The sequence below is a fragment of the Halorubrum sp. SP9 genome, from assembly GCF_005435015.1.
Taxonomy (GTDB): domain Archaea; phylum Halobacteriota; class Halobacteria; order Halobacteriales; family Haloferacaceae; genus Halorubrum; species Halorubrum sodomense.
Genome location: NZ_SGXU01000027.1, coordinates 1 through 23,116 on the forward strand (window position 1 = coordinate 1; position 23,116 = coordinate 23,116).

A 23,116-nucleotide genomic window follows, 5' to 3' on the forward strand; every position below is an offset into this window, starting at 1 on the left:
TCACGTCGAGGTACTCTTTCCCCTCCTCATCGACGTGGTCGTCGAGCAGTTCGGCTCGCGGCGGCGGCGTCGAGCTGGCGCTGGCGGCCGACGTCCGTGTCGCGACCCCGCGAGCGACGTTCGCCGAGCCCGGCGTCTCGCTCGGGCTGTTCGGCGCGTGGGGCGGAACGGGCCGGCTCCCGCGCGTCATGCGCGAGGGCGACGCGCTCGACTTCGCGCTGTCGGGGCGCGTCCTCGACGCGGAAGCGGCCCTTCGGACCGGACTCGTCTCTCGCGTCGTCGACGATCCCCGAACGGTGGCCGACGAGATCGCCGGGGGAGCGTCGGACGCGCTCGCGGCGATCAAACGCCGGATCCGCGACCGCCGCGACGTCGAGGCGCAAGAGCGCGCGGAGGCGGAAGCGTTCGCCCGGCTTCACGACGCGCACGCCGACGAGATCGCGCGACCGCGAGGGGAGTGAGCGCGGGAGCGTCCGCGGAGACCATACCGTCCCGTCGCCCCGATGTGACAGACTTAAGTGAGTCTCCGACCAACTGCGGAACGCGAAGCACGCACCGGTAGTGTAGTGGTATCACGCAACCTTGCCATGGTTGCAACCCGAGTTCAAATCTCGGCCGGTGCATTTTGCGAACGGAGCGAGCCGTGAGCGAGCACGTCTGATTCTGAGTTCGAATCTCGGCCGGTACACTCCTTTCAGTCGTGCCCCGGCGGCTACCGTCCGAACCGGCGTTGACGGTCCTGAAAGTCCAAGACAGCGCGGAGGTACTCGCGCCTGCGGAAGTCGCGCCAGTTCACGTCGGTGAAGTAGAGTTCGGCGTACACCGACTGCCAGATGGCGAAGTCGGAGAGCCGCTCGGCGCCGGTCTTGATGACCAGATCGGGCTCTTCGGGGAATAAGAGCCGCTTTGCGACGTCGGTCTCGTCGATGGCTTCGGGCACCAGGTCGCCGTCCGCGACGTCGCTCGCCAGTTCGCGAACGGCGCCGGCGAACTCCGCCTTCCCGCCGAGACCGACCAGGATACGGACCGGCGCGTCCGCCTCGTCGTCGGCGTCCCACGCGGGGGCGCCGTCGGAGTCGGTACGCGCCTCCGTCGACCCGTCGGCCTCCGGGCCGCGAACCACGGTCTCGGCGGGGACGTCGAGGCGACGTAGCTCCCGGATCAGCGTCGGGGCGACCGCGCGGTCGAGGACGGAGACGGAGACGGTGACGCGGTCCGCGCCGTACTCGAACGCCCAGCCGATCGCCGACGAGAGCGTGTCGAACGCGCCGTCCGCGAGGAGGTCGCGCTCGGTGAGAACCAGGGCGACGTGCGCCGGGGGCTCGGCGTCGTGGAGGCGGTGGCGCGTCGCGAGGTACGCGTCGTAGAGACCCACGTGAGGAGGATCCGCTCGCGCATATAAATGGTTTCCCGCCGACGAGGGGTTTAATTCTCCGACGCGCCTACCGCGGTCGATGACAGACAGCTACCGCGGGGTGTTCGGGGCGATTCCCTACGCGTTCCGCGCGACGGAGTCGCGGACGATGCGCGCGTACGCCGCGATCGGTGCGCTCGCGGCCGGATTCGTCGCGCTCGTCGTCACCCTCGCCCTGATCGTCTGGATGGGAGAGACCGCGTCGGCCCGCGGGGGGACGTTCCTCTTTTCGCGGTCGCTGTTCGTGGTCGCCGGCCTCGGTGCCGTCGGGCCGCTGCTCGCGCCGATCCTGTTCGTCGCCCGTCACCACCGCCGCGGGGATCCGGTAGCGGCCACGTACGACCGATGGATGGGAGTCGCCGGCTTCCTGTTCCTGCTCTCGCTGTACCTCGGGATGATCGTCTCAGCGCCCGAAGGCCTCCGCGAGCCGAGCGGCTCCGTCGTGGTCAACGCGCTGTACGCGCTCCCGCGGCCTGCGGGATTCGTCCCCCCCGTCGCGGCCGCGCTCGCGGTCTTCGCGACCCACTTCCGACTCCGCGGCGGGGCGGACGGCGACGCGGCGGTGGCGGGCGAGCCGTCGGCCGACGCCGACCCCTCGGTCGACGCCGACGAGTCGACGTGAACGGAGCGCCGTCGGCCGCGCCTCGAAAGCTCGAAGTCGCTCGGCCGACTATCCGGGCGCAATGACCGACGAGAAGGAGAGCACGTTCCTCGTCACGCACGTCGAGAGCGAGTCGGCCGTGCTGAAAGACGTCCGCGACGGACAGGTCCACACGCTGAGTTCCAACCCCGGCCTCGACGTCGACGACGCCGTCGAGGCGACCGTCGCCCCCGATCCGCCGCTGGAGGTCACTTATCAGGTGATCGAGGTCGCGGAGCGGCGGTCCCTGTCGATCGAGGAGAGCCCGGAGCCGCCGACCGTCCACGAGCGCGAACTCGCCGCGGAGACCCCGACGGGGGAACTGGCCCGGGAGCCGCGTGCGGGCGTCGGCGAGGTCCACGTGTTGACGCCGCCGAAATCGGAGACCGACGAGGCGGTCGCCGACGTCATCGACGACCGCGAGGGAACGCTCTCGCGCGCGGCCCGCCTCGGCGTGAACCGCGTCGAAATTCGGTCGGAACCGGGGGTCGTCGCGGTTCGATACCTCCCGTAGCGGCGGGGAGTTCGCCGTCGCTCAATCGCTCCCCGCGAGGTTGACGATGTGGCCGCAGTCGGCACACTGGTAGCGGCCCGGGCCGAGCTCGGAGAACTGCGGCGACAGCAGGGTGTCCCTCTCGCCGCACTCCGGACAGCGGTCCGGCTCGGTGAACGCGTCGTCGGAGCCGGAACTCGTGTCTCCGGAGCCGAAGAACGCGTCCATCACCTCGAACGGAGACGGACCCGGCTCCGCGCGGCGCTTCGCGTCGGCCTCGTGACGCGCCTCCGCGCCCCGGGCCGAGACGCGTCGGTCCAGGACGTCGTCGAAGTCCCCCGCCTCGTAGTCGCGGTTCGACATCACCACGCCGCCGTCCGTGTCGACGGTAACCGTCGCGTACTCCGTTGGCGCCATCCCGCGATACAGGACGTACGCGCCTCCCGCGACCCCGGCGACGACGAGGACCGGGATGAGCTGGGGGAGAACGAAGACGAGGATGAGGCTCAGGAGGACCCCGACGAACGCCCCCACGAGCGCTCCGAGGAAGGCGCCGAAGAGGCTGCCGTCCTTCAGCTGGACTTCGAGGCCGACGCGGGTTCCCTTCGGCGCGTCCGCCATCCCGACGAACGTGACTTCGACGGCGCCGTCGTACAGTTCGCGCTCCGCGTACGCGATCGCGGTCTCCCTCACTGTCGACTCGACGACCATACGTTGGCGGAACACGCACTTCGGCATAATTGTTGCCGCCAGACCGGAGAGAGCGACCGCGTAGTCGACGCGGGGGCCCCGGACGAGACGCGGTATCCTACCAGATAAGAAGGCTTATTCGCGCCCGCAGAGGAAGCGGTATTTATGGTAGCGATCGAGGTGCCGGCGATCAACTACACCGACTACTCGAACCGGCAGCTCGCGGCGGTGCCGCTCGCCTTTCTGGTCCTCGCGCTGGCGATCATCGGCGGCTGGTTCGTCGCCACCGGTGCGCCGGCGAATCTCGGACTGGAGTTCACCGGCGGCGTCGAACTGCGAGTCACGGACGACGGGGACAACGTCGAACAGCGCATCCGGACGGCCTTCGACCGCGAGCCCGACGCGATCCAGACGATCCCGGCCCAGACGCTCCCGGGCGACGACGACGTCGTCGTCGTCACGTTCCAGGCGTCCCAGAACGATCCCGAGGGGCTGGCCAACGATCTCCAAGGACAGGCGGAGGCGGCGGGGTTTAACACGACCGCAGTCGATCAGGTGTCGCCGAGCTTCGCGAGCGACACCGCGCGGACCGCCCTCTTCGGCGTGGCGCTCGCGTTCTTCGGGATGAGCGTGCTCGTGTTCGCGCTGTTCCGGACGTTCATCCCCTCGCTAGCGGTCATCGCGTCCGCGTTCTCCGATCTGGTAATACCGATCGCGGCGATGAACCTGCTCGGCATCGAGATGACGCTGGGGACGATCGCCGCGCTCCTGATGATCATCGGGTACAGCGTCGACTCGGACATCCTGTTGAACGACTCGGTGCTGCGCCGCACCGGCGGGTTCTACGAATCGGTCAGCCGCGCGATGCGGACCGGGGTGACGATGACGCTCACCTCCATCGCGGCGATGGTCGTGATGGCGGTCGTCGCCTGGGTGTTCGGGATCGGGCTCCTCCGCGACATCGGGATCATCCTCTCGGTCGGGCTGTGCGCCGACCTGATGAACACGTATCTGATGAACGTCTCGCTGCTTCGCTGGTACAAGTTCGAGGAGGGAGGACGCTAATGCTGGAACCGATCAAAAAGAACTGGCGGATCCTGCTGCTCGTCGTCGTCGTGATCGGGTCGTCGGTGGCGCTTTTCGCGCCCGGATTCGGTCCGGAGCCGGCGCCCGGCGAGAACGCGAGCGAGGCCAAACAGGGAATCACGAACCTCCAGTACGGGCTCGATCTCGCGGGCGGGACCCGCGTCCGCGCGCCGCTGTCGGGATACACCGCCACCGGCGTCGCGTTCGGCGGCGACAGCCCCGGAGCGGTCGCGGAGGCGGTCGCCGCCGAACTCGACAACGCGTCGACGCGGAACGTCGGGGTCGTCCCCGAGGAGAGCGCGGTGGAGGTCACCGAGCCGTCGGTGACGGAAGCCCAGTTCCGAGCGGCCATGGACGCCGCCGGCTACGAGTACGAGCAGATCCGGTCGGGCGTCACCAGCGAGACGCGCCAGGAGACGATAAACGTCATCCAAGGGAAGATCAACGAGGCGGGGCTCTCCGGCGGGACCGTCCAGCAGGTCCAGTCGATCACGGGCGAGTACTTCATCCTCGTCGAAGTCCCCGGACAGGGCCGACAGGAGGTGATCGACCTCCTCGAGGAGCGCGGGACCGTCCGGATCGACATCGCGTACCCCGAGGGCAACGGCACCGCCGTTCAGGAGGGCGTGTTGATCCAAGACGACTTCGAGGAGATCGGCACCGCGACACAGCGGGATCGGGGCACGGGCGCGTACGTTCCGGTCACCGTTCGGAACACCGCTCCGGACGGCGAGCAGTCGCCGGCGCACGCCTTCCAAGCGGCCGTGGTTCAGCGCGGCTTCCCGCAGGCGTACGAATCGCGGGGCGATACGTGCCGGTACAACCCGGAGACGGGCGAGACGACGACCCCGTGCCTCCTGCTCGTCGTCGACGGCGATGTCGTCAACTCCTTCGGGATGGCCCCCGACCTCGCGGACAGCATGGCGCGCGGTTCGTGGGCCGAAACCGGCAACTTCCGGCTCACCACCGGAAACTTCTCCGAGGCCCGGTCCATCTCGCTGAACCTCCGCGCCGGCGCGCTGCCCGCCGAACTCGACATCAGCGGCAGGGGGACGTCGTCGTCCATCTCGGCCGCGCAGGGAGAGAACTTCCGGACGTACTCGCTGGTCATCGGCGTCCTCTCGGTGTTCGCCGTCGCCGGGATGGTGTTCCTGCGCTACCGCGAGCCCAGAGTCGCGCTGCCGATGATCGTCACGGCGCTGGTGGAGGTGTACGCCCTGCTCGGATTCGCGGCGCTGCTCGGCTACCCGCTCGAACTCGCGGTGATCGCCGGCTTCATCGCGGTCGTCGGGACCGGCGTCGACGACCTCGTCATCATCGCCGACGAGGTGATGAGCGAAGGCGAGGTGAACTCTCGGACGGTGTTCGACTCGCGGTTCCGCCGCGCCTTCTGGGTCATCGGCGCGGCCGCGGCCACGACGATCATCGCGATGTCGCCGCTGATGGTGCTCTCGCTCGGCGACCTCTCCGGGTTCGCCATCTTCACCGTCCTCGGCGTGCTGATCGGCGTGCTGATCACCCGTCCCGCGTACGGTGACATCCTTCGCCGGCTGTTGACCGTGAAGTAAGCCGGCCCCGGACCGCCCGCCGCCGACACCCGGGTCGAGTCGATACCACGAACGGTCAGTTCCCTCGGATTCTGAGTGTCATTTCGTGCGTTCGTCGACCCGATCGAATCGGCGTTGAGCGTTACTCGGAAACGAGGGATCAACCCGACAAACTATTAATTTAGACCGGTCAAAAACAAGTATGCCCACCGACGCCGTCGAGGATTATCTCAAGGCGATCTATCGGATCGAGTCGCGGGCGGGGCCGCCCGTCTCGACCTCGCAGATCGCGGAGGCGCTCGAGAAGACCCCCGCAACGGTGACGAGCATGGTCGAAACGCTCTCGGAGCGGGGACTGCTCTCCCGCGAGAAGTACACGGGCGTCGAACTCACGCCCGCCGGCGAGGTCGCCGCGCTGGAGGTCGTCCGCCGGCACCGGCTCATCGAGGCGTTCCTCGCCGACCAGTTGGACTACGAGCCGACCGAGGTCCACGACGAGGCCGACGCGCTCGAACACCACGTCAGCGAGGAGTTCACGCGGCGCGTCGAGCGCGTGCTCGACTACCCCGCCGCCGACCCGCACGGCGATCCGATCCCGCCCGCGGACCTGTCGACGCCGGAGGACGGCGGAACGGCGCTCGTCGCGGCGTTGGATCCCGGCGAGCGGGGAACGGTCGTTCGCGTCAGCGACCGCGACCCCGACGTGTTGGAGTTCCTCGTCGACGCCGGGATCACTCCGGGCACGACCGTCGAGGTCGTCGACGTCACGTCCTTCGGCCTCGTCACCGTGCGGACGAGCGACGGGAGCGAACACGGGCTGCCGGAGGCGGTCGCGGACCGCGTGTCCGTCCGCCGCGCCGCGGAGTCGACCGCCGCGACCGACGGCCAGGAGGCGGGAGACGCATGATCGGCTACGTCGAGATCGTCGCGGTCGCGTTCGCCGCTCAGCTCGTCGTGCTGCCGGGCGAGAAGGTCCAGCTGATGATCGCCGGGCTCTCGACGCGGTACGATCCGAAGATCGTCGTCGCCGCCGCCGGGTCCGCGTTCGCCGGCTGGACCGCCGTCGAGATAGCGTTCGGCCAAGCGCTCCAGTCGGCGCTGCCGCCGCTCGCGCTCAACGCCGTGACCGCAGCCCTGTTCTTCACCTTCGCGGTGCTCCTGTACCGCTCTGCGCCGCCCCGCGGAACGAGCGCCGAGGCGGAGCGCACGGACGGCGGGATGGCCGCGTTCGACGACCTCTCGCTACCGGGGCGACTCGACCGGTACTCGGGGTCGCTCGGCGGTTTCCTCCCCATCTTCGCGCTCACCGCGACGGGCGAGTTCGGCGATAAGACCCAGCTCGTCACCATCGGTCTGGCGGTCCAGTACGGCGCCACCTCCGCCATCTGGGCCGGCGAGATGCTCGCGATCATCCCGGTGAGCATCGCGAACGCGTACTTCTTCCACACCTTCGCCGGACGGGTCGACATGCGGCTCGCGCACCTCGGCTCCGCGCTGCTTTTCGCCTTCTTCGGCGCGGACACCGTGTTAGCGATCGCCACCGGCTTCTCGGTGTGGGAGGCGTTCGTCGGCGCGGTCGGCGGCCTCGCGGCCGGGCTGTTCTAGCCGGTGCCACGCCGGGCCGTCGGATCGGTCAGAACTCGTCGAGCGCGGACTGCTCGGCGGCCGCGAGCACGTCGTCGCAGGTCGCCCACGACCGACGGGCGCAGTCGGGGAGACCGCCCGTCTCGGCGACGTACTCGCGGAGGAACGCCCGGGTGACCGGGTCGCTCGGGTAGCCGCTCCCGAGGTCGTCGTACTCGGCGTACGCCGCGTCGATCGCGGCCATTCGCCGGTCGCGGGCCACCTTGGCGACGACGCTCGCGGCGCCGACGACGGGGTCGTCCCCGTCGGCGCCGTGGGCGGCCGTCACGTCGACCGACGGGAAGGGTTCGCCGGCTTCTGGGACCTCGTTCTCGTCGGTGTCCTCGACGAACTCCCGGAGGCGGCGCGCGAACCGCGCCTCGCTGGTGTCCCCGGCGTCCGCGACGACGCGGACCGGTTCTCCGAGACCGGCCGCGACGCTCCCAGAAAGCGCTATTCGCGCCGCCCGCGCCTGTCCACGGACGGTGAGCGTGTTCATGTCGGTGTCCGGTCGGTCGATCTCGGCGGGCTCGACGCGAGCGACGCCGACGGCGATATCGGGGTCGTTCCGGAGGGCCGCGGCCATCCCCTCGCGCCTGGACGGCGCTATCCGCTTCGAGTCGTCCACGTCGGCCGGGAGGCTCGCCGGGTCGGCGAGCACCGCCGCCGCGACCATCGGTCCGAGAACGGGACCCTTGCCGGCCTCGTCGACGCCGAGGTACACGCGTCGGTGGTGGACGAGCGAGGGGAAATACCTTCAGAAAGGCGTCGACCGGAGACGCCGGGCGACGGAGCGCGCGTCGGCGTCAGTCGATCAGGACCGCGTTGACCTGGCCGGTCTGCCCGGGACGGGAGGTGACGCGGGCGCGGCCGGCGGACGTCTCGATGATCGCGCCCTTCGTGACGATGTTCCGGCGGGCGTAGTTGACGTTCGCGGGGTTGTCGACGACGTTCTCGATGTCGGCCTCGCTGACGTCGCCGTCGGCGGCGACCTGCGCGACGTTCGTCGAGAGCGCGCGGACCTTCTTGTCCGTGCCGCGGGCGTCGATGTACTGGAGTCGCGTTTCGCCGACCGTCGTCTCGGCGGGCTCGCGGCCGAGCTGGTGGCGCTTCTTGTTCGAGGCGTGCTTGAGTCGGCCGCCGGTCCGCTTGCGCGCGGAGCGTCCCTGGTCTTTCATACGGGTATGAACAGCCAGCGAATACTTGAAGCGTTCGACTCGTCCCGGCGGGGAACGGCGGCGCGAGCGGGACCGGCGTCGGGGGCCGGCTCAGGCGAACGCGCGCTCGAACGCGCGGACCCCATCGTCGGTGCCGGCGACGACGAGTTCGTCGCCGCGCTCGATCCGCGTCTCGGGGCCGACGTCCGTAACGAGGTCGTCGCCGCGCTCGATCGCGATGACGGTACAGCCGGTGACCTCGCGGACGGACGCCTCGCCGACGGTCCGACCGGCCAGCGACGGCGCCTCGCTCCTGACGACCTCGACGTGCGTGTCGAGCGAGAGCACGTCTCTGTCCGCGAGCACGGCCGACGCGGACATCCGACCGGTCACCGTCGCGAGCGAGAGCACGTAGTCGGCGCCGGCGCGGTGCATCTTCGGGACGCTCTCGGGGTCTTCGACCCGCGCGAGGACCTCCACGTTCGGCGCCAGGTCGCGGACCACGAGCGTCGCGAACTCCGCGGTCGTGTCGTCGGGGAGCGCGAGGACGACGGTCCGCGCGTCCGCGACGCCGGCGTCCCGCAGCGTCTCCGGGTCGGTCGCGTCCCCGACCACGTCGATCGCGTCGCCGCCGTCTCGGTCGACGACGACCACCGGGAGACCGGCGTCTTCGAGGGCGTTCGCGACGGTCTCTCCGACCTGGCCGTGACCGATGACGACCGTTTCGCCCGCGCCGAACCGACGGGCCGCCGAGTTCGTCAGATCGACGAGTCGCTCCACCTGGCTTTCGGTCCCCGAGACGAGGAGCACGGTGCCGGCCGAAAGCGTCGCGTCCGGCGGCGGCGCCGCCTCGAACGACCCGTTGAACCACGCGCCGATCACGTCGACCCCGGTCCGCTCGCCGATTCGACTCCCGGCGAGCGTCGACCCGGCGAGCCCGCTTCCGTGGTGGATCGACACCTCCGCGATCCGCAGCGAGTCGCCGATCGCGACCGCCTCGTCGAGGTCGGTCCGCACCGCGGTGGTCACCTTCGAGGCGAGGCTCTCGCCGAGCAGCGACCGCGGGGAGAACACCTCGTCCGCGCCGGCGAGGCGGTGGTAGCGCTCGCGGCTCGGATCCTCGACGACGCTGATCGCGCGGACGTCCGTCGAGAGCTCCTTCGAGGCGAGGACGATGCTCGCGTCCACCCGGTCCGAGACGTCGGTCAGGAGGGCGCGGGCGGCCGGCAGGCGCGCGTTCGAGAGCCCCTCGGTCGTTTCCGGGTCGGCGCGGATCACCGTGTGTCCCGCCTCGTACAGCGCCGACGCCCGATCGGGGTCGGGCTCGACGACCACGTACGGAACGTCCTCCGACTCGAACTCGTCGAGGAGCGCGTCGGAGCGCGTGGTGTCGGACGCGACCACGACGTGCCCCGCCATCTCCCGTTCCAGCGACCGGGGAACGGTCGTCGCGAACGCGGACTCAAGGAGGGGAGTCGCGACGACGGGGAGCGCGCCGATGAGCAGTACCATCCCGACAAGGTCCATCACGGCGACGAACGCGTGCATCTGCTGGCTCTGCCACGACGACGCGTCGCCGCCGAACCCGGTCGTCGTGAACATCTCGATCGCGAACTGGAAGGACTCGATCAGCGTTCGGGGGTCCTCCTCGAAGACGCGCATGCCCCACCGATAGACGACGGCGGTGAACGTGAGCATGGCGCCGAGAAAGACCGCGTACAGCACGACTCGCCGCTTCCACGTGTCCATCGGACCGCGATACGCCGCGACCGTACAAAAACGGGCGGACTCGCGCGGCGGCGGACCGAAGTTCGATGGTTTAAGTTCCGGGGGCCGAAGCGTCACGCATGGTGCGGGACCCGTCGCGAGAGCCGGAGCCGCCGTCGGTCGACGAGGTGCTCGACGCGCTGGCCGACGACGCGGCCCGTCGGATCGTCGCGGCGCTCACCGAGCCGAAGACCGCGAGCGAACTCTCCGAGGAGTGCGACATCCCCCTGTCGACGACCTACCGGAAACTGGAGAAGCTCACCGACGCCTCCCTGCTGTCGGAGTCGACCGACATCCGGCGAGACGGACAGCACACGACGCGGTACTCGGTGTCGTTCGACACCGTCACCGTCTCGGTCGACGACGGCGCCGACGGCGACGCGGACCGTCGCGAGTTCGACGTGGAGTTCTCTCGGCCCGAGCGGACCCGAGACGAGCGTCTGGCCGACCTGTGGTCGGAGCTACGAGAGGAAACATGAACCCCTACATCGACCTGACGATCATCGTCGCAAAGACCGCCATCCTGGTGCTCGGTGGCAGCATCACCTACTACGCGCTCCGCGCGTACGACCGGACCGGCGACCGGTCGCTGCGCGAGCTCGGCGTCGGCTTCGGCATCGTCACCGTCGGGGCGCTGCTGGGTGGTGTCTCCCATCAGATAATCGGCGCTGATCTGGCGGTCGGCATCGCCATCGACGGCCTCCTCACGGCGGTCGGGTTCGCGGTCATCGTCTACTCGCTGTACCTTGAGTAGGCTGCGCGGCTTTCGACGCGCGACGAACGGTACCCTTTTGCGGCGTTCGGCCGTCCGTTCACGGCATGAGCGACGCACGCGAGGAGCTCTCTCGCCGGATCGCCGGCGAGATAACGTTGAGCGACGACCCGGGCGCGACCCTCCGGAAGTGGCGGACGGACTTCGACGTCTCGCAGACGGAGCTGGCCGACCAGCTCGGCGTCTCTTCCTCCGTCGTCTCCGACTACGAGAGCGGTCGCCGCGAGAGCCCCGGCATCGGCGTGGTCCGCCGTACCGTCGAGGGGCTGCTCGACATCGACGAGCGCCGCGGCGGCGGCCGGCTCCGCCAGCACGCCCGCGTGCTCTCGGCCGGGTTCGAGAGCGACATCGTCCACGACCTCCGCGAGTACTCGACGGCGGTGCCCCTCGAGGAGTTCTACGAGGCGATGGGCGCGACGGAGATCGTGCGCGGCGACCACGACCACGTGAACGGCCACACCGTCATCGACTCTATCCAGGCGATCACGCGCCTCTCCAGCGAGGAGTTCTACCGGCTGTACGGCCAGTCGACGAACCGGGCGCTCGTGTTCACGCGGGTGACGCGCGGCGAGTCGCCGCTCGTCGCGCTGCGGGTCGTGAGCCCCACCCCGAACGCGGTCGTGCTCCACGGGATCGAGGACGGCGCCCTGTGGGACCACGCCGCCGACCTCGCCCGCGTCGACGGCGTGTCGCTGGCGACATCGAACCGCGACCTCGACGACTGCCTGGCGGACCTCCAGAAGCTCTGAGATCGCGGGCGGACCTGGTGCCGTCGCCGGCTTCGCGTCGCCGTCCGGCCGCGTCGCCGGCTCCGCGTCGCCGTCCGGCCGCGTCGCCGACCGAACCGCGGGCCTGAAACCGCCGGCGCCCGTCGGGCCGGGCATGAGCGAGGATTACGCCGAGCGGCTCCGCGCGAACCGCCGGGAGAAGGACGAGTTCTTCGCCGACCACCCGCAGTCACCGATCCCGCCGGAGCAGCGCGACGAGTTCGACGGGCTCGACTACTTCGAGCCGGACCCGACCTACCGCGTCGAGGCGACCGTCACCGTTCACGACGAGCCCGACCCCGTCGAGATGGAGACGACCGCGAGCAACCCGGTGCGGTACCTCCGCGTCGTCACGTTCGCGTTCGAGATCGGCGGCGAAGAGCACACGCTGGCGGGCTACCAGCAGGAGGGCGACGACGGGGAGATATTCGTGCCATTCCGCGACAAGACGACCGGCCAACAGACGTACCACCAGGGGCGGTACATGGATCTGGCGCCCGAGCGGGAGCTCGACGACGGGGACGCCGTCACGGTCGACTTCAACCTCGCGTACAACCCCTTCTGCGCGTACAGCGAGACGTTCTCCTGTCCGCTCCCGCCCGAGGAGAACTGGCTGGAGATTGTCGTCCCTGCGGGCGAGCGGGCGCCCGACCTCGACTGAACGGCCGGTTCGTCGCCGGTGTCGCCGCTGGTCGGGGCGTGAAAAACACGAAAATTGAATTCCGGATCGTCCTGAAAAGGCCCGCCGCTGTCGGCCTATTCGAGCGTCTCGCTCGTGACGAGCGTGTCGTCCTCGAGGTAGTGTTCGAGGTGGTGGCCGTGTTCCTCGACGTCTTCGAGGATGTCGCGGAGCTGCTCCTCGGTGTTGTAGTCGCCGAGGTTGTTGGCGAGCTGGATGTGCTCGCGGAGCTGCTCGGTGATGTCGCCGAACATCTCGAGGTCGTGTTCCAGCGACGTCCGGATGTCGTAGGCGTCGGCGTCCTCGGGAGTCACCGGCGCGTGCTCCTCGTAGTTCGCGCCGCCCGAGAGCGGCACGCCGCCGAGCGCCTGCGCGCGCTCCGCGAGCACGTCGGCGCCCTCCTCGAGGTCGGCCGCGACCTCGCCGAGGTACTCGTGGATGTCGAGGAACTCGGCGCCCTCGACGAGCCAGTGGTGCTTCTTGACCTGGTGGTAGAGGACGTACGTCGCCGCGAGGTCGCTGTTGAGCGCGTCGACGAGCTGTTCGGCCTTCTCCTCGGGGACGCGGAGCGCTTCGCTTTCGTGAACGTCGCCGTACCGTTGACGGGCCTGCTTCTGGGTACTCATTTCAACTGTTCATACGCGTGCGACCCACTTAATAGCTTCTATTATAGAAACTACTCTTTCAATATTACCAAAATTATTTTCTATAGCTCGTCGAGCGCGCCGACGATGTCCCGCTGGGCGGACAGGGTGTCGCGGTCGAGCGTCGCAGTCAGCGTCGCCGGCGCCCGGTCGAGCTCGACCGCGACCGCGCCGTCCGGCCGCGCGACGAGGGAGTTGCCGGCGTACGTCGCCTCGTCGGTCGCCCGCCCGCCGCCCGAACTCCCGGTGCGGCCGGCGCCGACGACCCACCTGACGCCGTCGAGCGCGCGGGCGCGGCACAGGAGCCGCCAGTTCGCGACGTGGTCGGCGGGCCACGCGCCGACGACGACGAGCGCGTCGACCGCGCGCTCCGCGAACCACGCGCTCTCCGCGACGAAGTTGAGGTCGTAGCAGGTCAACAGCCCGGTCGGTCCCGCGGGCGTCTCGACGACGACGCGCTCGGTCCCGGGCTCGACCCACGCCCCTTCCTCGTCCCAGAGGTGTCGCTTGCGATAGACGGAGAATCCACCGCGGTCGGCGGTCGCGGCCGAGCCCTGGCCGTCGCCTGTCTCCGCGCCCGGGCCGTCGCGCGCGGCGCGGTCCGGCGGCGGAACGTACGCGGTCGCGTTGTACACGCCCGCCCCGTCGCGCTCGGCGTAGCCCGCGATCACGGCCGCGTCGGCCGCCTCCGCGACGGATTCGAGCCGTTCGCGCGCGGCGTCCCGAGGAAGCGCTGTCTCCCGGAGCCGCTCGTCGGCCGCGAACCCCGTGAGCGCGTACTCGGGGAAGACGGCGAGGTCGACTCCGTTCGACAGGCCGGCCGCTCGGCGCCGGAACCGCTCGGCGTTCGCGTCGACGCGGAGGTCGTCGACGGGGACCTGCGGGACGGCGACGGTCGGATCGGGGGCGGATCGGTCGCTCACGCCGTCGCGTTCGGACCGAGCGACCAATAACTCCGGGCTCGCGCGACGAGTCCGGAGGTCCGAGGTCGGCGCTCGACCGCGGCCGCAAGGACGATACGCCCGCGGCGCCGACCGGCTGGTATGACCTTCGCCGACCTGTTCGAGCGCGCGACCGCGCTCGGCGGCGACCTCGACGAAGCGGACGTGCGGCGCGCGGTCGACGACGTGCGTTCGGCCTCCGACCGAGGGGAGGGTGGCTCCGCGGGCGACGCGGTCGGCGACCCCCTCGACCCCAGTCCGGCCCGCGTCGTCGTCGACGCCGACGCGCTCGCGGCGGACCTCCTCGTCGGCGGCGCCGCCCGCGAGGCCCTCGACGTCCTCCGGTCGCACGCCTGGACGACGCTCGTCGCCAGCGACCCGCTCCTCGACGACGCCGAGTCGGTGATCGCGTCGCTGTCGGACCCCGACCTCGCGGCGGACTGGCGCGCGGCGGCGACGGGGTGGCGCGAGCCTGTCGCGCAGCCCCCGGTCGATCACCCCGCGCTGGCGTCCGCCTACCGCGGCGGCGCGATGCAGATCGTGAGCCTCGACCCCTCGCTGACCGGGCCGGGGGCCGCCGCCGGACTGCGCGACCGCCTGCCCGTGAGCGTCCGGGAGCCGCGCGCGTTCGCGACGGTGTTCGACCCGGCGAAGCTGTACCCGGACGCCGTCGGCGGGGCATACCCGGGTCCCGACCGCGACCCGCGGACGATGGACCCGGTCCGCGCCGACGGGGACCAGCACCGATAAACCGCCGCCGGCCGGAGCGATCCGCATGACCGACGCGGAGAGCGTCCCCGAGCTCCCGACCGACCTCGACGCGGTCCGCGACGCGCTCGTCGACTGGTACGAGGCCGACCACCGCGAGTTCCCGTGGCGCCGAACCGAGGACCCCTACGAGATACTCGTCAGCGAGGTGATGAGCCAGCAGACCCAGCTCGACCGCGTGGTGCCCGCGTGGGAGAACTTCCTCGACGAGTGGCCGACGACCGCCGACCTCGCCGCGGCCGACCGCGCCGACGTGGTCGCCTTCTGGTCGGACCACTCGCTGGGGTACAACAACCGCGCGAAGTACCTCCACGAGGCGGCCGAACAGGTCGAGGCGGAGTTCGGCGGGTCGTTCCCGAAGGACCCGGACGGCCTCAGCGAGCTGATGGGCGTCGGCCCCTACACCGCCAACGCGGTGGCGTCGTTCGCGTTCGACAACGGCGACGCCGTCGTCGACACCAACGTGAAGCGGGTGCTGTACCGCGCGTTCGACGTACCGGACGACGACGACGCCTTCGAGCGGGTCGCCTCCCGGCTCATGCCGGCGGGCGAGTCGCGGGTGTGGAACAACGCGATCATGGAGCTCGGCGGCGTCGCCTGCGGGAAGCGCCCGCGCTGCGACGAGGCGGGCTGTCCGTGGCGCGAGTGGTGTGCCGCCTACCAGACCGGAGATTTCACGGCCCCGGACGTGCCGGAACAGCCCAGCTTCGAGGGGAGCCGGCGGCAGTTCCGGGGCCGGATCGTTCGGCTTCTCGGTGAACACGACGAGATGGAGCTCGACGCGCTCGGCCACCGGATCCGAGTGGATTACGCGCCGGACGGCGAACGCGGCCGAGAGTGGCTCCGCGGGCTGGTCGACGACCTCGCGGACGACGGGTTGGTCGAGGCCGACCCGAGCGGGGACGAAGTCGTCGTGTCGCTCCGTCGTTGAGAGCCGGCTGCCCCGGCGGGGCGCGCCGCCCCGGGAACCGTCACCCGTTTATTACGGGAGCCGGAAGGGAGACGCATGAGCGAGACCGTCGACTCGGACCTGTACACCCGCACGAAGGCCCTGCTTGAGCCCGGCGACATCGAGCTGGTGGGCTGTATCGTCCACACGGACCTCGGCGGTCAGCAGGACCTGGAGATGCACGAGCTGACGGTCGCCGCAAACGAGGTCATCGCCGACCACGCGGGGAAAGGCGAGACGTACATCGAGGCGGGTAACGACGACACGGACTTTTCCTCGAACCAGTTCCAGGGGCTGACGCTCGACGGCGAGGAGTTCGTCTGGGAGTGCCAACAGCTCCTCCGCGACGGCACCTTCGACCTCGTCTTCTACTACGAGGCGACCGTCGATCAGGAGGCGCTCGCGGCCGACCTGGGGGAACTGGACAACGTCGAGCGCGTGACGCAGGTCCCCTGAACGACCCCGACGAGATCCGGTCTCATCTCCCGTGAGCGACACCGTCCTGATCCCCGGCGGCCGCGACGTACGCGCAACCCTCGACACGGCGGCGAGCGACGCGCCCCACGCCGACGCCGAGGACACGCCCCACGCCGACGCCGAGGACGCGCCCCACGCCGACGCGGTCGTCGTCGCCTGTCCGCCGCACCCGCAACAGCGCGGTCACCGCGGCGACGAGCGCCTGACGGCCGTGAGCGACGCCCTGACCGACCGCGGAATCGACTGCCTCCGGTTCGACTACGGCGACTGGGACGAGGGGTACGGCGAGAGCACGGACGCGGACGCGGCGGTCGGCTGGGCGCTCGACCGCTACGGGCGCGTCGGGCTGTTCGGATTCTCGTTCGGCGGCACGGTCGCGCTCGTCGCGGCCGCGTCGCGGCCCGGGCTCGCGGCCGTCTGCGCGCTCGCGCCGACGGCGCGGCTGAACCCCGACGTCGACGCGGTCGCCGCGCTCGGCGAGGTCGTCGACCGCGGCGTGCCGGTCCGAGTGGTGTACGCGACCCGGGACTCGACCGCCGACTGGGAGCCCGTGATCGAGCGGGCGGAGGCGTTAGGCGTCGAGACGGTCGCGTTCGAGTCGGACCACTTCTTCGTCGGTCGGGCGGCGCGCGTCGGAGAGACGGTCGCCGAGTTCCTCGCGCCGCGGCTGCGCGAGTGAGCACGAGTCGGGGCCGAAAAGGAGATCGAGCGGCCTCGCGGCGGGATCAGTCGCTGCCGACCTTCGTCGTCACCCGGAACGTCTCCGGAGGGTTGAGGATCCCGGCGACGGTCCCCATCGAGTGAACGACGGTGATAAGCGGCGCGAGTGGGACCGCGAGCGCCCAGTGGTGGTGGTCGTCCCCGTAGTAAGCGACGCCGAGGAGGAACCAGCCGAGCGTACACAGCGCCAGGCCCATCGACGCGGCGAAGAAGAGCCCGCTGTAGGCGATGGTGACGCTCAACAGCGACAGCGGGACGACGAGCAGGGTGACGATCGGCGAGAGCGCCCACGCGTAGTTACGGACCCGCGTCAGCAGCTCGTACCGCAGCGGGAGCATCGTCGACGCCTGAACGTTCCCGGCCGCCCAGCGACGGCGCTGCTGGAGGATCTCGTACAGCGACGGCGGCGCCTCGTTGCGACAGACCGCGTCCGACAGCGCGAACGTCACGTCGAGCTCGCGGAAAGCCGCCCAGACGAAGGCGGTGTCCTCGACCAGCGTCTCGCGGTCCCAGGTGGTCTTCTCCTCGACCTCGGTGCGAACGGCGATGCCGCCGCCCCACGCGAACAGGGGGATCGAGAGCCGCGCGAACGCGCGCTGCTCGATCTGGACGCCCATCCGGTACACGTCGGCCAGGTAGCTGAGGCTCGAGTCCGTGCGACGCGGCTTCTCGCGGAGCTGGACGATGTCGGCGTCCGGCAGCCCGTCGAACGACTCGACGACGCTGTCCTCGTCCAAGTAGAGGACGAACTCCGTCCGACAGTCGAGCGCCCGCCGAGCCCACTCCTGCGCGCGGCCCTTCCGGACCGCGTGACACGAGAACTCGTCCGGGACGGCGTGGACGGTCGCCCCGCGCACGTCGATCGGCGACTCCGCGATCACGTGGACGTCGTCGAGCCCGTCCGGGAGCGAGTCGATCGTCTCCTGAACGACCTCGGCGGCGTCGACGGTCATGATGCGGACCTGAACCTCGTCGAGGCCGTACTCGTTCGGGGGCGTCTCGTAGCCCGCGCCCACGACGGTCGTGAGCACGAACCAGACGAGCGCGGTCGCGCCGAACAGGAGCGTCACGCCCCAGAGCGCGACCCCGAACAGCGATCCGAGTCCGCCGTCGGTGACGGCGGTGGTGGCCGACGCCTGGCCGGGAGCGGCCCCGGGACCGGAGACGACGGTCGGTGCGAGCAGCGTCGCGACCCCGCCGACGACGAGCGCAAGCGTGACCGCGACCAGTGCGACGCGTTCGGTGTTCATCGTGCCCCGACCTCTCTCGTCGAATCATATGAACCGGCCAAACGCTACAGCGGAATTCAGTCGTGTTTCGGCCGGATTTACGCGCTTAATCGCGGCGTACTCGAACAAATCGGTAGACTGCGCTGCTGTGGTAAACGGTAGCGCGTGAAACGACACCGGGTGACTCGATAGGGGCCGATTCCGGGTTCGGCCCGGGCGATCGCGTCGCGCGCACCGAACCGGTTCGCCGCGTTCGACTATCGTTTCAGCGCTCTCCTCGCGGTCCAAACGGAGGTCGCAGATGCGTGCGGAGGTGGATCAGAGGAGTCCGGAGAGGCTCGAACTGAGCCGGAGCCGCTCACCGGAGGTCGTCTATCAGTTCCGCTGCCATCCGCTCGCCGCGGGCTGGGTCGTACCCCTCCATCCGGAGGTGCGCCAGCGGCGCCACGTACGGGTTCCGCTCCCAGTGGGCCCACACCTCGGTGCCGCCGCCGGGCGCGGGAAACAGCCGGACGTGGACCTGCCAGTCGCCGGTGAGCCCCTCGGGCCGGTGGACGAAGCTCCCGACCTCGTGGACCGTCTCCCCGTCGCGCTCGTAGGCGTGGAAGTACGCGCGAATCAGCTCCGAGAAGCCGTGCTCCGGGAGCATCGCGCGGGTCTCCGCGGGGCTCGTCCGGACCGTCCCGGCGTACTCGTCCGCCGGCGGCGGCAGCACCCGAACGTGGTCCGGGGCGCCGTCGTCCGGCAGCAGCGCGAGCAGTTTGCCGACCGCGAGCCTGACGCGCCAGAACCCGACGGCGCGGCCGGCGAGGAAGACCGCGGGAACGACGACCGCGAGCGCCGCGAGCGCGCGGGCGACGGACGCACTGAGGGGCCGTCGCCGTGAGGGGTCCGAGTCCATCGCGGTCAGTTGTACCCGCGCCAGCGGTGGCCGCACTCCTTACACTTGAAAAAGCGCGTCGGCGGCTCGTCGGCGGCGCCCGTCTGCTTGATCGTGTACCACGCCTCGCCGTGGCCGCACTCGTCGCAGACGACGTCGTTCGCGGTCGGCTTCCCCTCGAAGTTCGCGCCCTCCTCCGTCTCTATCACCTCGTCGCCGGTCTGTTCCGTCGTCGACTCGAACTCGGCGGCGAGCGCCTCGTCGCGCTCGGTCGTGGCGCCGCAGTCGTCGTTCTGACACACCATCTCCCCGTCGCGAGAGACCATCATCGAGCCGCAGTCGTCACAGAACTGCATATACGTGGGAAACAGGGTATCGAGCGGTATAGGTCCAGTGGGTGCGGCCGGATATGCGGCGTGCGTCGTAGAGCAACCGTGAATTGGCGATGCCCCCGACGGAGGAACTGGGACGCTCTGATCCGTCGTCGCGGTGACGACCGCCGAAGCCCCAGCCGCTCGGGGATACGCTGTAACCGATCCCGCGGTGACGACCGCCGAAGCCCCAGTCGCGAGGGCGGCGCAGGCGACGCAAGTAGCGTGGCGCGTAGCGCCACGGAAAGCCGGCGGCTTCGCCGCCGGCGACACCGCAACGAGGGAGCGAACGCAGTGAGCAACCGAGTGAGGAGCACAGCGAGCGTGCGCCGCCCTCGCGACTGCCCCTTCGAGTCCCGCCCCGCTCCGCACAGCACCTCACGCCTCCCCAGCCTCGTCAGTCGCCCTCGCTTCGCTTCGGGCGACTGACTCCCTCGCGCGTGCGACTCGCGGCCTGTCGGCCGCTCGTCGGCACGCGCCACCGCATCGTGTTTATAAATGGTCTCCTCTCACTGACCCGTTATCCGCCGATCCGTTCCCACGCGAGGTGGACCGCGATCCCGGCGAGGAACGCGACACCGAGGTTCGTCGCGAGCGCGAGGAGGCCGATCCCGACCGAGAGCGCGCGGTTCCCCGAGTCGGTGACGTTGCGCGCGAGCGAGACGGCGACGATAGCGAGGAGCGCGCCGAGCATCGCCAGCGGGAACGCCGCGATGAGCGCGGGGGTGGCGAAGAGCGCGGCGACGAGGTAGCCGGCGCCGAGGACGACGTTCGCGCCGCCGGTGCGCGCGCCGAACGCGTGCTTGCCGGCCACTCCGTCGCAGCCGTGACACATCGGGATCCCCCCGAGCGGCACCGCGATCAGGTTCGTGATCCCCATGCTCGTCGAGAGCTCGTCGGGCGTCACCTCGGCGTCGAGCAGGTCCGAGAAGAGCAGCGCGGTCGCCAGCGCGGCGTTCCCGATGGTCATCGCCAACTGCGCGGCCACGCCGTCGAAGGTGGCGCGCGTGAGGGCCGCGCCGAACGCCGGCGTCGGGGGCGCGCCGGGCAGCCGCGGCGTCGGCACTCCCGCGACGACGAGCGCGGTCGCGATTCCGACGACCGCGACGGCCAGCGCGCTCGCCTTCCCGTGGCCCGCGAGCGCGAACACAGCCGCGATTGCGACCCCGGCGAGCGCCACCGCCGGGTCCTCGACCGCGAGTCCGAGCCCCGTCTCGAAGAGGACGAGCCCGACCGCGAACTGGACGCCGCGGATGACCGGTTCGCCGATCCACCGCTCGACGTGCGCGAGCGTTCCCGTGAGCCCGATCGCGAGGAGGAGGACGCCGAGTATCACGCCCGCGAGCGCGAGTTCGGCGTAGGTGAGCGCGCCGGCGATAGCGAGGGCGGCCAGCGCCTTCATCGGCTCGACGGACACCGGGAGGCCGTACCGGACCCCCCAGACGACTTGGAACGCGCCGAACGCGACGAGCGCGTGCGGCAGCGAGACGTCCGTCAGCAGCGCCAGCGCGACGACCAGCGGGATGACCGTAATCGAATCCCCCATCGCGCCGGTGACCGCTCCGGCTCCGAACTCGACCGACCGGACCCCCGTAGAATCGGAGCGTTTCACGAGACGAGGGCCCTTTCGTCCGAGCGCGCTTGAAGCTGTTCAGCAATCGCTCCGGGTCACGCCGCCGTCGAAGCGAAACCACGTTCGATTACTCGTCGTCGAACGCCGGGTCGTTCGCGTCGACCATCGGGCAGTTCCGGACCCGAAACCGGGAGAAATCGACCGACTCGACGATGTCGGTCCCCTCGTGAGTACACGCCGTCTCCGGAGGCGCCGTGAAGTGCGGGCACTGCTGACAGTAGCTCCGCTTGTCGACCACGCGCTCGTCGCCGGTCGCCGCGGCGCCCGCCGCCGGTCCGGCGGACCGCGTCGCGCCGTCGACCCCGCCGCCAGCGGCTCCGCCGTCGAACCCGGCCGCGTCGGTGCCGACCGACGACTCCTCGTCGAGCGCCTCCCACACGTCCTCCCCGACGTCGCCCACCGCCATCGCCTCGAAGGGGTCGTCTCCGCCCGCCGCGTCGCCCGCGTCGGCGTCCAACTCGGCGAACGGGTCGTCCGGAGGGACGGCGGGTTCCGGGTCCGTTCGGGGTTCTGGGTCGGCGTCGTCCGAACCGCCGCCCGCGTCTCGGTTCGATCCGGCGCCGTCGTCCACTCCCTCGCCGAGCGCCGCGAAGGGGTCGTCGGCCCCGTCGGCGTCGGGAGCTTCGAAGGCGCCGGCCTCGTCGCTCGCTCCGTCGTCGAAGGGTCCGTCGTCGAAGTGGTCGCCGTCCGACCGATCGCCGTCGCCGTCCGGCCTATCGCCGTCGCCGTCCGGCCGATCGCCGTCGCCGTCCGGCCGATCGCCGTCGCCGTCCGACCGATCGCCGTCGGTCATCGACCGTCCCCGTCCGGTCCGCCGTCGCTCGCGGCGGTGCTCGTCCGGTCGGTCGTCCGACTCGTCTCGTCGCGCTCGTCGTCCGCGACGTCGCCGTCGATGGCGGGCTGCTCCGCGACGAGGAGCTTCGACGTGCCGAGGAAGCCGGTGCTCGGCTCGAGGTCCTCGAACCGACTCCCGCAGTGGGGACACTCCGGCGCCGACAGCAGCCCCAACTCGACGCCGCCGCCGCAGTAGTCGCAGTCGGCGGTCCGCACTCCGTGCCGGTTCGCGGTCCGCGTCAGCGCGTCCACGCGCTCGCGGTCCGCTCGGTCGCGCTCGGCCGCGTCGAGCCGGCGCTTGACCTTGACGACCGCGTTCGCGACCCGGGAGAGCTTGTCGTCGACCTCGGTCAGCTCGTCCGCGGAGATCCCGGCGAGATCGGACTCGACGCCCGAGACCCGCTCGTCGACCTCGTCGAGGCGATCGTCGACTCCGGCGAGGCGGGCGTCGACGGCGTCCAGTCGGTCGCGGACGGCGTCTAACTCGTCGAGGCGGGCGTCGAGGTCGTTGACCCGGCCGTCGAGGTCGTCGACCGCCTCCGAGGACGGGGCGTCGGCGACCGCCGCGTCGAGGCGGTCCAGCCGGGCGGCTATCTCCTCCAGTTCGTCGGTGAGGTCGTCGAGGGGCGCCGCGTCTCCCCCGGCGGCTGCCTCCCCGTCGCCGGCGTCGAGCGACTCCACCTCGCGGTAGAGGTCGATGAACCGCTCGCGGAGGTCCGCGACCTTCTCGTCCAGCTCGTCGTCGAGGTCGTCGAGGCGCGCCTCGAGCGTCGCCACCTCCTCGGCGTCGGGGACGTCGACCCCCTCGGACTCCGCGAGCGCGACGAGCGCGCGCTTGAGGAGCTCCTCGCGGCTCACGCCGGCGTCTTCGGCCGCGGCGTCGAGGGCGGCCGCCGCCGGATCGAGGTCGCTCATCGCGGGTCCTCCGTCATCTATCCGTCGTTGCGTGGCGAGGCTTAAGTAACCTGTCGCGCCGTTCTCCCGATCGATACTCGGCGGCGGGGTCGAGTCGAGAGAGGCGAGGACGGCGGACGT

The 23,116-nt window shown here is 70.6% G+C and carries 28 protein-coding genes and 1 tRNA gene; 16 read left to right on the top strand and 13 right to left on the bottom strand.

What is annotated here, in order from left to right; all coding sequences use genetic code 11:
• Together EXE45_RS12955 and EXE45_RS12960 are read left to right on the top strand one after the other, a co-directional pair.
• Window positions 1-461 (top strand): enoyl-CoA hydratase/isomerase family protein (locus EXE45_RS12955; RefSeq protein WP_137694572.1); only part of this gene is annotated, 461 nt, incomplete at its 5' end.
• Between the two features lie 91 nt (window positions 462-552).
• Window positions 553-623, top strand: a tRNA-Gly gene (locus EXE45_RS12960).
• Between the two features lie 89 nt (window positions 624-712).
• On the opposite strand, the gene EXE45_RS12965 is transcribed toward EXE45_RS12960, so the two are convergent.
• Window positions 713-1,375: an undecaprenyl diphosphate synthase family protein gene (locus EXE45_RS12965; protein WP_137694573.1), complete on the bottom strand. Its 663-nt coding sequence runs from the start codon at window positions 1,373-1,375 to the stop codon at window positions 713-715.
• A gap of 79 nt (window positions 1,376-1,454) precedes the next feature.
• On the opposite strand from EXE45_RS12965, the gene EXE45_RS12970 reads away from it, so the two are divergent.
• Window positions 1,455-2,036, top strand: a complete 582-nt coding sequence (locus EXE45_RS12970) for a hypothetical protein (protein ID WP_092920213.1) — start codon at window positions 1,455-1,457, stop codon at window positions 2,034-2,036.
• A gap of 61 nt (window positions 2,037-2,097) precedes the next feature.
• Window positions 2,098-2,568 carry a DUF5812 family protein gene (locus tag EXE45_RS12975; RefSeq protein ID WP_137694574.1) on the top strand — a complete coding sequence of 157 codons (471 nt, stop codon included), beginning with the start codon at window positions 2,098-2,100 and terminating at the stop codon, window positions 2,566-2,568.
• Between the two features lie 21 nt (window positions 2,569-2,589).
• On the opposite strand, the gene EXE45_RS12980 is transcribed toward EXE45_RS12975, so the two are convergent.
• Window positions 2,590-3,258 carry a hypothetical protein gene (locus tag EXE45_RS12980; protein ID WP_092920211.1) on the bottom strand — a complete coding sequence of 223 codons (669 nt, stop codon included), beginning with the start codon at window positions 3,256-3,258 and terminating at the stop codon, window positions 2,590-2,592.
• 144 nt (window positions 3,259-3,402) lie between these two features.
• Between EXE45_RS12980 and secF the strand changes: the two genes are divergently transcribed.
• The 4 genes from secF to EXE45_RS13000 all read left to right on the top strand — a co-directional run bounded on the left by secF (window position 3,403) and on the right by EXE45_RS13000 (window position 7,475).
• A complete protein-coding gene (gene secF / locus EXE45_RS12985) occupies window positions 3,403-4,302 on the top strand; it encodes a protein translocase subunit SecF (RefSeq protein WP_092920210.1) in 900 nt (299 codons plus the stop codon).
• Complete coding sequence (locus tag EXE45_RS12990) at window positions 4,302-5,891, top strand: preprotein translocase subunit SecD (RefSeq protein WP_092920209.1); 1,590 nt, start codon at window positions 4,302-4,304, stop codon at window positions 5,889-5,891. The genes secF and EXE45_RS12990 overlap by 1 nt, the downstream gene beginning before the upstream one ends.
• A gap of 181 nt (window positions 5,892-6,072) precedes the next feature.
• Window positions 6,073-6,777 (top strand): metal-dependent transcriptional regulator, encoded by a 705-nt coding sequence (locus EXE45_RS12995; RefSeq protein ID WP_137694575.1) that lies wholly within the window; start codon window positions 6,073-6,075, stop codon window positions 6,775-6,777.
• The gene (locus EXE45_RS13000; RefSeq protein ID WP_137694576.1) at window positions 6,774-7,475 is read left to right on the top strand and encodes a TMEM165/GDT1 family protein; all 702 of its coding nucleotides are present in this window, start codon (window positions 6,774-6,776) and stop codon (window positions 7,473-7,475) included. Before EXE45_RS12995 ends, EXE45_RS13000 begins: the two co-directional genes overlap by 4 nt.
• Window positions 7,476-7,503: 28 nt before the next feature.
• Here the strand turns inward: EXE45_RS13000 and rnhB are convergent, their stop codons facing one another.
• From rnhB to EXE45_RS13015, 3 genes are all read right to left on the bottom strand, one after another.
• Complete coding sequence (gene rnhB, locus EXE45_RS13005; protein ID WP_092920206.1) at window positions 7,504-8,217, bottom strand: ribonuclease HII; 714 nt, start codon at window positions 8,215-8,217, stop codon at window positions 7,504-7,506.
• Between the two features lie 82 nt (window positions 8,218-8,299).
• Window positions 8,300-8,671: a 30S ribosomal protein S8e gene (locus tag EXE45_RS13010; RefSeq protein ID WP_092920205.1), complete on the bottom strand. Its 372-nt coding sequence runs from the start codon at window positions 8,669-8,671 to the stop codon at window positions 8,300-8,302.
• A gap of 90 nt (window positions 8,672-8,761) precedes the next feature.
• Window positions 8,762-10,399 carry a TrkA family potassium uptake protein gene (locus EXE45_RS13015; protein WP_092920204.1) on the bottom strand — a complete coding sequence of 546 codons (1,638 nt, stop codon included), beginning with the start codon at window positions 10,397-10,399 and terminating at the stop codon, window positions 8,762-8,764.
• 98 nt (window positions 10,400-10,497) lie between these two features.
• On the opposite strand from EXE45_RS13015, the gene EXE45_RS13020 reads away from it, so the two are divergent.
• The 4 genes from EXE45_RS13020 (at window position 10,498) to EXE45_RS13035 (ending at window position 12,617) form a co-directional block, all read left to right on the top strand.
• Window positions 10,498-10,896, top strand: coding sequence for a helix-turn-helix domain-containing protein (locus EXE45_RS13020; RefSeq protein ID WP_092920203.1), 399 nt, complete (start codon window positions 10,498-10,500; stop codon window positions 10,894-10,896).
• Window positions 10,893-11,171 (top strand): hypothetical protein, encoded by a 279-nt coding sequence (locus tag EXE45_RS13025; protein ID WP_092920202.1) that lies wholly within the window; start codon window positions 10,893-10,895, stop codon window positions 11,169-11,171. The genes EXE45_RS13020 and EXE45_RS13025 overlap by 4 nt, the downstream gene beginning before the upstream one ends.
• A gap of 65 nt (window positions 11,172-11,236) precedes the next feature.
• Complete coding sequence (locus EXE45_RS13030; RefSeq protein ID WP_092920201.1) at window positions 11,237-11,938, top strand: helix-turn-helix domain-containing protein; 702 nt, start codon at window positions 11,237-11,239, stop codon at window positions 11,936-11,938.
• Window positions 11,939-12,071: 133 nt separating this feature from the next.
• On the top strand, window positions 12,072-12,617 hold the full coding sequence (locus tag EXE45_RS13035) for a DUF1684 domain-containing protein (RefSeq protein ID WP_137694577.1): 546 nt from the start codon (window positions 12,072-12,074) through the stop codon (window positions 12,615-12,617).
• Between the two features lie 95 nt (window positions 12,618-12,712).
• Here the strand turns inward: EXE45_RS13035 and dpsA are convergent, their stop codons facing one another.
• Together dpsA and EXE45_RS13045 are read right to left on the bottom strand one after the other, a co-directional pair.
• Window positions 12,713-13,261 (bottom strand): DNA starvation/stationary phase protection protein DpsA, encoded by a 549-nt coding sequence (gene dpsA / locus EXE45_RS13040; protein WP_137694578.1) that lies wholly within the window; start codon window positions 13,259-13,261, stop codon window positions 12,713-12,715.
• An 80-nt stretch (window positions 13,262-13,341) separates the two neighbouring features.
• Entirely contained in the window at window positions 13,342-14,202 is an 861-nt protein-coding gene (locus EXE45_RS13045; protein ID WP_092920198.1) for a carbon-nitrogen hydrolase family protein, read from the bottom strand.
• Between the two features lie 120 nt (window positions 14,203-14,322).
• Between EXE45_RS13045 and EXE45_RS13050 the strand changes: the two genes are divergently transcribed.
• The 4 genes from EXE45_RS13050 to EXE45_RS13065 all read left to right on the top strand — a co-directional run bounded on the left by EXE45_RS13050 (window position 14,323) and on the right by EXE45_RS13065 (window position 17,093).
• Window positions 14,323-14,970 (top strand): hypothetical protein, encoded by a 648-nt coding sequence (locus EXE45_RS13050; RefSeq protein WP_137694579.1) that lies wholly within the window; start codon window positions 14,323-14,325, stop codon window positions 14,968-14,970.
• Window positions 14,971-14,995: 25 nt separating this feature from the next.
• Window positions 14,996-15,919 carry an A/G-specific adenine glycosylase gene (locus tag EXE45_RS13055; RefSeq protein WP_137694580.1) on the top strand — a complete coding sequence of 308 codons (924 nt, stop codon included), beginning with the start codon at window positions 14,996-14,998 and terminating at the stop codon, window positions 15,917-15,919.
• Between the two features lie 75 nt (window positions 15,920-15,994).
• Window positions 15,995-16,393: a DUF5778 family protein gene (locus EXE45_RS13060; RefSeq protein ID WP_137694581.1), complete on the top strand. Its 399-nt coding sequence runs from the start codon at window positions 15,995-15,997 to the stop codon at window positions 16,391-16,393.
• A 31-nt stretch (window positions 16,394-16,424) separates the two neighbouring features.
• Window positions 16,425-17,093 carry a CocE/NonD family hydrolase gene (locus EXE45_RS13065; protein ID WP_137694582.1) on the top strand — a complete coding sequence of 223 codons (669 nt, stop codon included), beginning with the start codon at window positions 16,425-16,427 and terminating at the stop codon, window positions 17,091-17,093.
• 46 nt (window positions 17,094-17,139) lie between these two features.
• On the opposite strand, the gene EXE45_RS13070 is transcribed toward EXE45_RS13065, so the two are convergent.
• The 6 genes from EXE45_RS13070 to EXE45_RS13095 form a co-directional block, all read right to left on the bottom strand.
• A complete protein-coding gene (locus EXE45_RS13070) occupies window positions 17,140-18,384 on the bottom strand; it encodes a glycosyltransferase family 2 protein (RefSeq protein WP_137694583.1) in 1,245 nt (414 codons plus the stop codon).
• A 337-nt stretch (window positions 18,385-18,721) separates the two neighbouring features.
• Entirely contained in the window at window positions 18,722-19,264 is a 543-nt protein-coding gene (locus EXE45_RS13075) for a hypothetical protein (protein WP_092920192.1), read from the bottom strand.
• Between the two features lie 5 nt (window positions 19,265-19,269).
• Window positions 19,270-19,599: a transcription factor S gene (locus tag EXE45_RS13080; RefSeq protein ID WP_092920191.1), complete on the bottom strand. Its 330-nt coding sequence runs from the start codon at window positions 19,597-19,599 to the stop codon at window positions 19,270-19,272.
• A 535-nt stretch (window positions 19,600-20,134) separates the two neighbouring features.
• Window positions 20,135-21,226 (bottom strand): putative sulfate/molybdate transporter, encoded by a 1,092-nt coding sequence (locus EXE45_RS13085; protein WP_137694584.1) that lies wholly within the window; start codon window positions 21,224-21,226, stop codon window positions 20,135-20,137.
• Window positions 21,227-21,314: 88 nt separating this feature from the next.
• Complete coding sequence (locus EXE45_RS13090; protein WP_137694585.1) at window positions 21,315-22,040, bottom strand: hypothetical protein; 726 nt, start codon at window positions 22,038-22,040, stop codon at window positions 21,315-21,317.
• Complete coding sequence (locus EXE45_RS13095; protein ID WP_137694586.1) at window positions 22,037-22,996, bottom strand: hypothetical protein; 960 nt, start codon at window positions 22,994-22,996, stop codon at window positions 22,037-22,039. Before EXE45_RS13095 ends, EXE45_RS13090 begins: the two co-directional genes overlap by 4 nt.
• Between the last annotated feature and the right edge of the window lie 120 nt (window positions 22,997-23,116).

What these genes read in the sequence shown, in the direction of transcription:
- EXE45_RS13060 (WP_137694581.1), top strand. Translation starts at nt 15,995, where the DNA reads ATGAGCGAGACCGTCGACTCGGACCTGTACACCCGCACGAAGGCCCTG.
- EXE45_RS12990 (WP_092920209.1), top strand. Translation starts at nt 4,302, where the DNA reads ATGCTGGAACCGATCAAAAAGAACTGGCGGATCCTGCTGCTCGTCGTC.
- EXE45_RS13015 (WP_092920204.1), bottom strand. Translation starts at nt 10,399, where the DNA reads ATGGACACGTGGAAGCGGCGAGTCGTGCTGTACGCGGTCTTTCTCGGC.
- EXE45_RS13025 (WP_092920202.1), top strand. Translation starts at nt 10,893, where the DNA reads ATGAACCCCTACATCGACCTGACGATCATCGTCGCAAAGACCGCCATC.
- dpsA (WP_137694578.1), bottom strand. Translation starts at nt 13,261, where the DNA reads ATGAGTACCCAGAAGCAGGCCCGTCAACGGTACGGCGACGTTCACGAA.
- EXE45_RS13010 (WP_092920205.1), bottom strand. Translation starts at nt 8,671, where the DNA reads ATGAAAGACCAGGGACGCTCCGCGCGCAAGCGGACCGGCGGCCGACTC.
- EXE45_RS13095 (WP_137694586.1), bottom strand. Translation starts at nt 22,996, where the DNA reads ATGAGCGACCTCGATCCGGCGGCGGCCGCCCTCGACGCCGCGGCCGAA.
- EXE45_RS13090 (WP_137694585.1), bottom strand. Translation starts at nt 22,040, where the DNA reads ATGACCGACGGCGATCGGTCGGACGGCGACGGCGATCGGCCGGACGGC.
- EXE45_RS13030 (WP_092920201.1), top strand. Translation starts at nt 11,237, where the DNA reads ATGAGCGACGCACGCGAGGAGCTCTCTCGCCGGATCGCCGGCGAGATA.
- EXE45_RS13020 (WP_092920203.1), top strand. Translation starts at nt 10,498, where the DNA reads ATGGTGCGGGACCCGTCGCGAGAGCCGGAGCCGCCGTCGGTCGACGAG.
- EXE45_RS12995 (WP_137694575.1), top strand. Translation starts at nt 6,073, where the DNA reads ATGCCCACCGACGCCGTCGAGGATTATCTCAAGGCGATCTATCGGATC.
- EXE45_RS13075 (WP_092920192.1), bottom strand. Translation starts at nt 19,264, where the DNA reads ATGGACTCGGACCCCTCACGGCGACGGCCCCTCAGTGCGTCCGTCGCC.
- EXE45_RS13000 (WP_137694576.1), top strand. Translation starts at nt 6,774, where the DNA reads ATGATCGGCTACGTCGAGATCGTCGCGGTCGCGTTCGCCGCTCAGCTC.
- EXE45_RS12970 (WP_092920213.1), top strand. Translation starts at nt 1,455, where the DNA reads ATGACAGACAGCTACCGCGGGGTGTTCGGGGCGATTCCCTACGCGTTC.
- EXE45_RS12975 (WP_137694574.1), top strand. Translation starts at nt 2,098, where the DNA reads ATGACCGACGAGAAGGAGAGCACGTTCCTCGTCACGCACGTCGAGAGC.
- EXE45_RS13035 (WP_137694577.1), top strand. Translation starts at nt 12,072, where the DNA reads ATGAGCGAGGATTACGCCGAGCGGCTCCGCGCGAACCGCCGGGAGAAG.
- EXE45_RS13080 (WP_092920191.1), bottom strand. Translation starts at nt 19,599, where the DNA reads ATGCAGTTCTGTGACGACTGCGGCTCGATGATGGTCTCTCGCGACGGG.
- EXE45_RS13050 (WP_137694579.1), top strand. Translation starts at nt 14,323, where the DNA reads ATGACCTTCGCCGACCTGTTCGAGCGCGCGACCGCGCTCGGCGGCGAC.
- EXE45_RS12980 (WP_092920211.1), bottom strand. Translation starts at nt 3,258, where the DNA reads ATGGTCGTCGAGTCGACAGTGAGGGAGACCGCGATCGCGTACGCGGAG.
- EXE45_RS13070 (WP_137694583.1), bottom strand. Translation starts at nt 18,384, where the DNA reads ATGAACACCGAACGCGTCGCACTGGTCGCGGTCACGCTTGCGCTCGTC.
- secF (WP_092920210.1), top strand. Translation starts at nt 3,403, where the DNA reads ATGGTAGCGATCGAGGTGCCGGCGATCAACTACACCGACTACTCGAAC.
- EXE45_RS13055 (WP_137694580.1), top strand. Translation starts at nt 14,996, where the DNA reads ATGACCGACGCGGAGAGCGTCCCCGAGCTCCCGACCGACCTCGACGCG.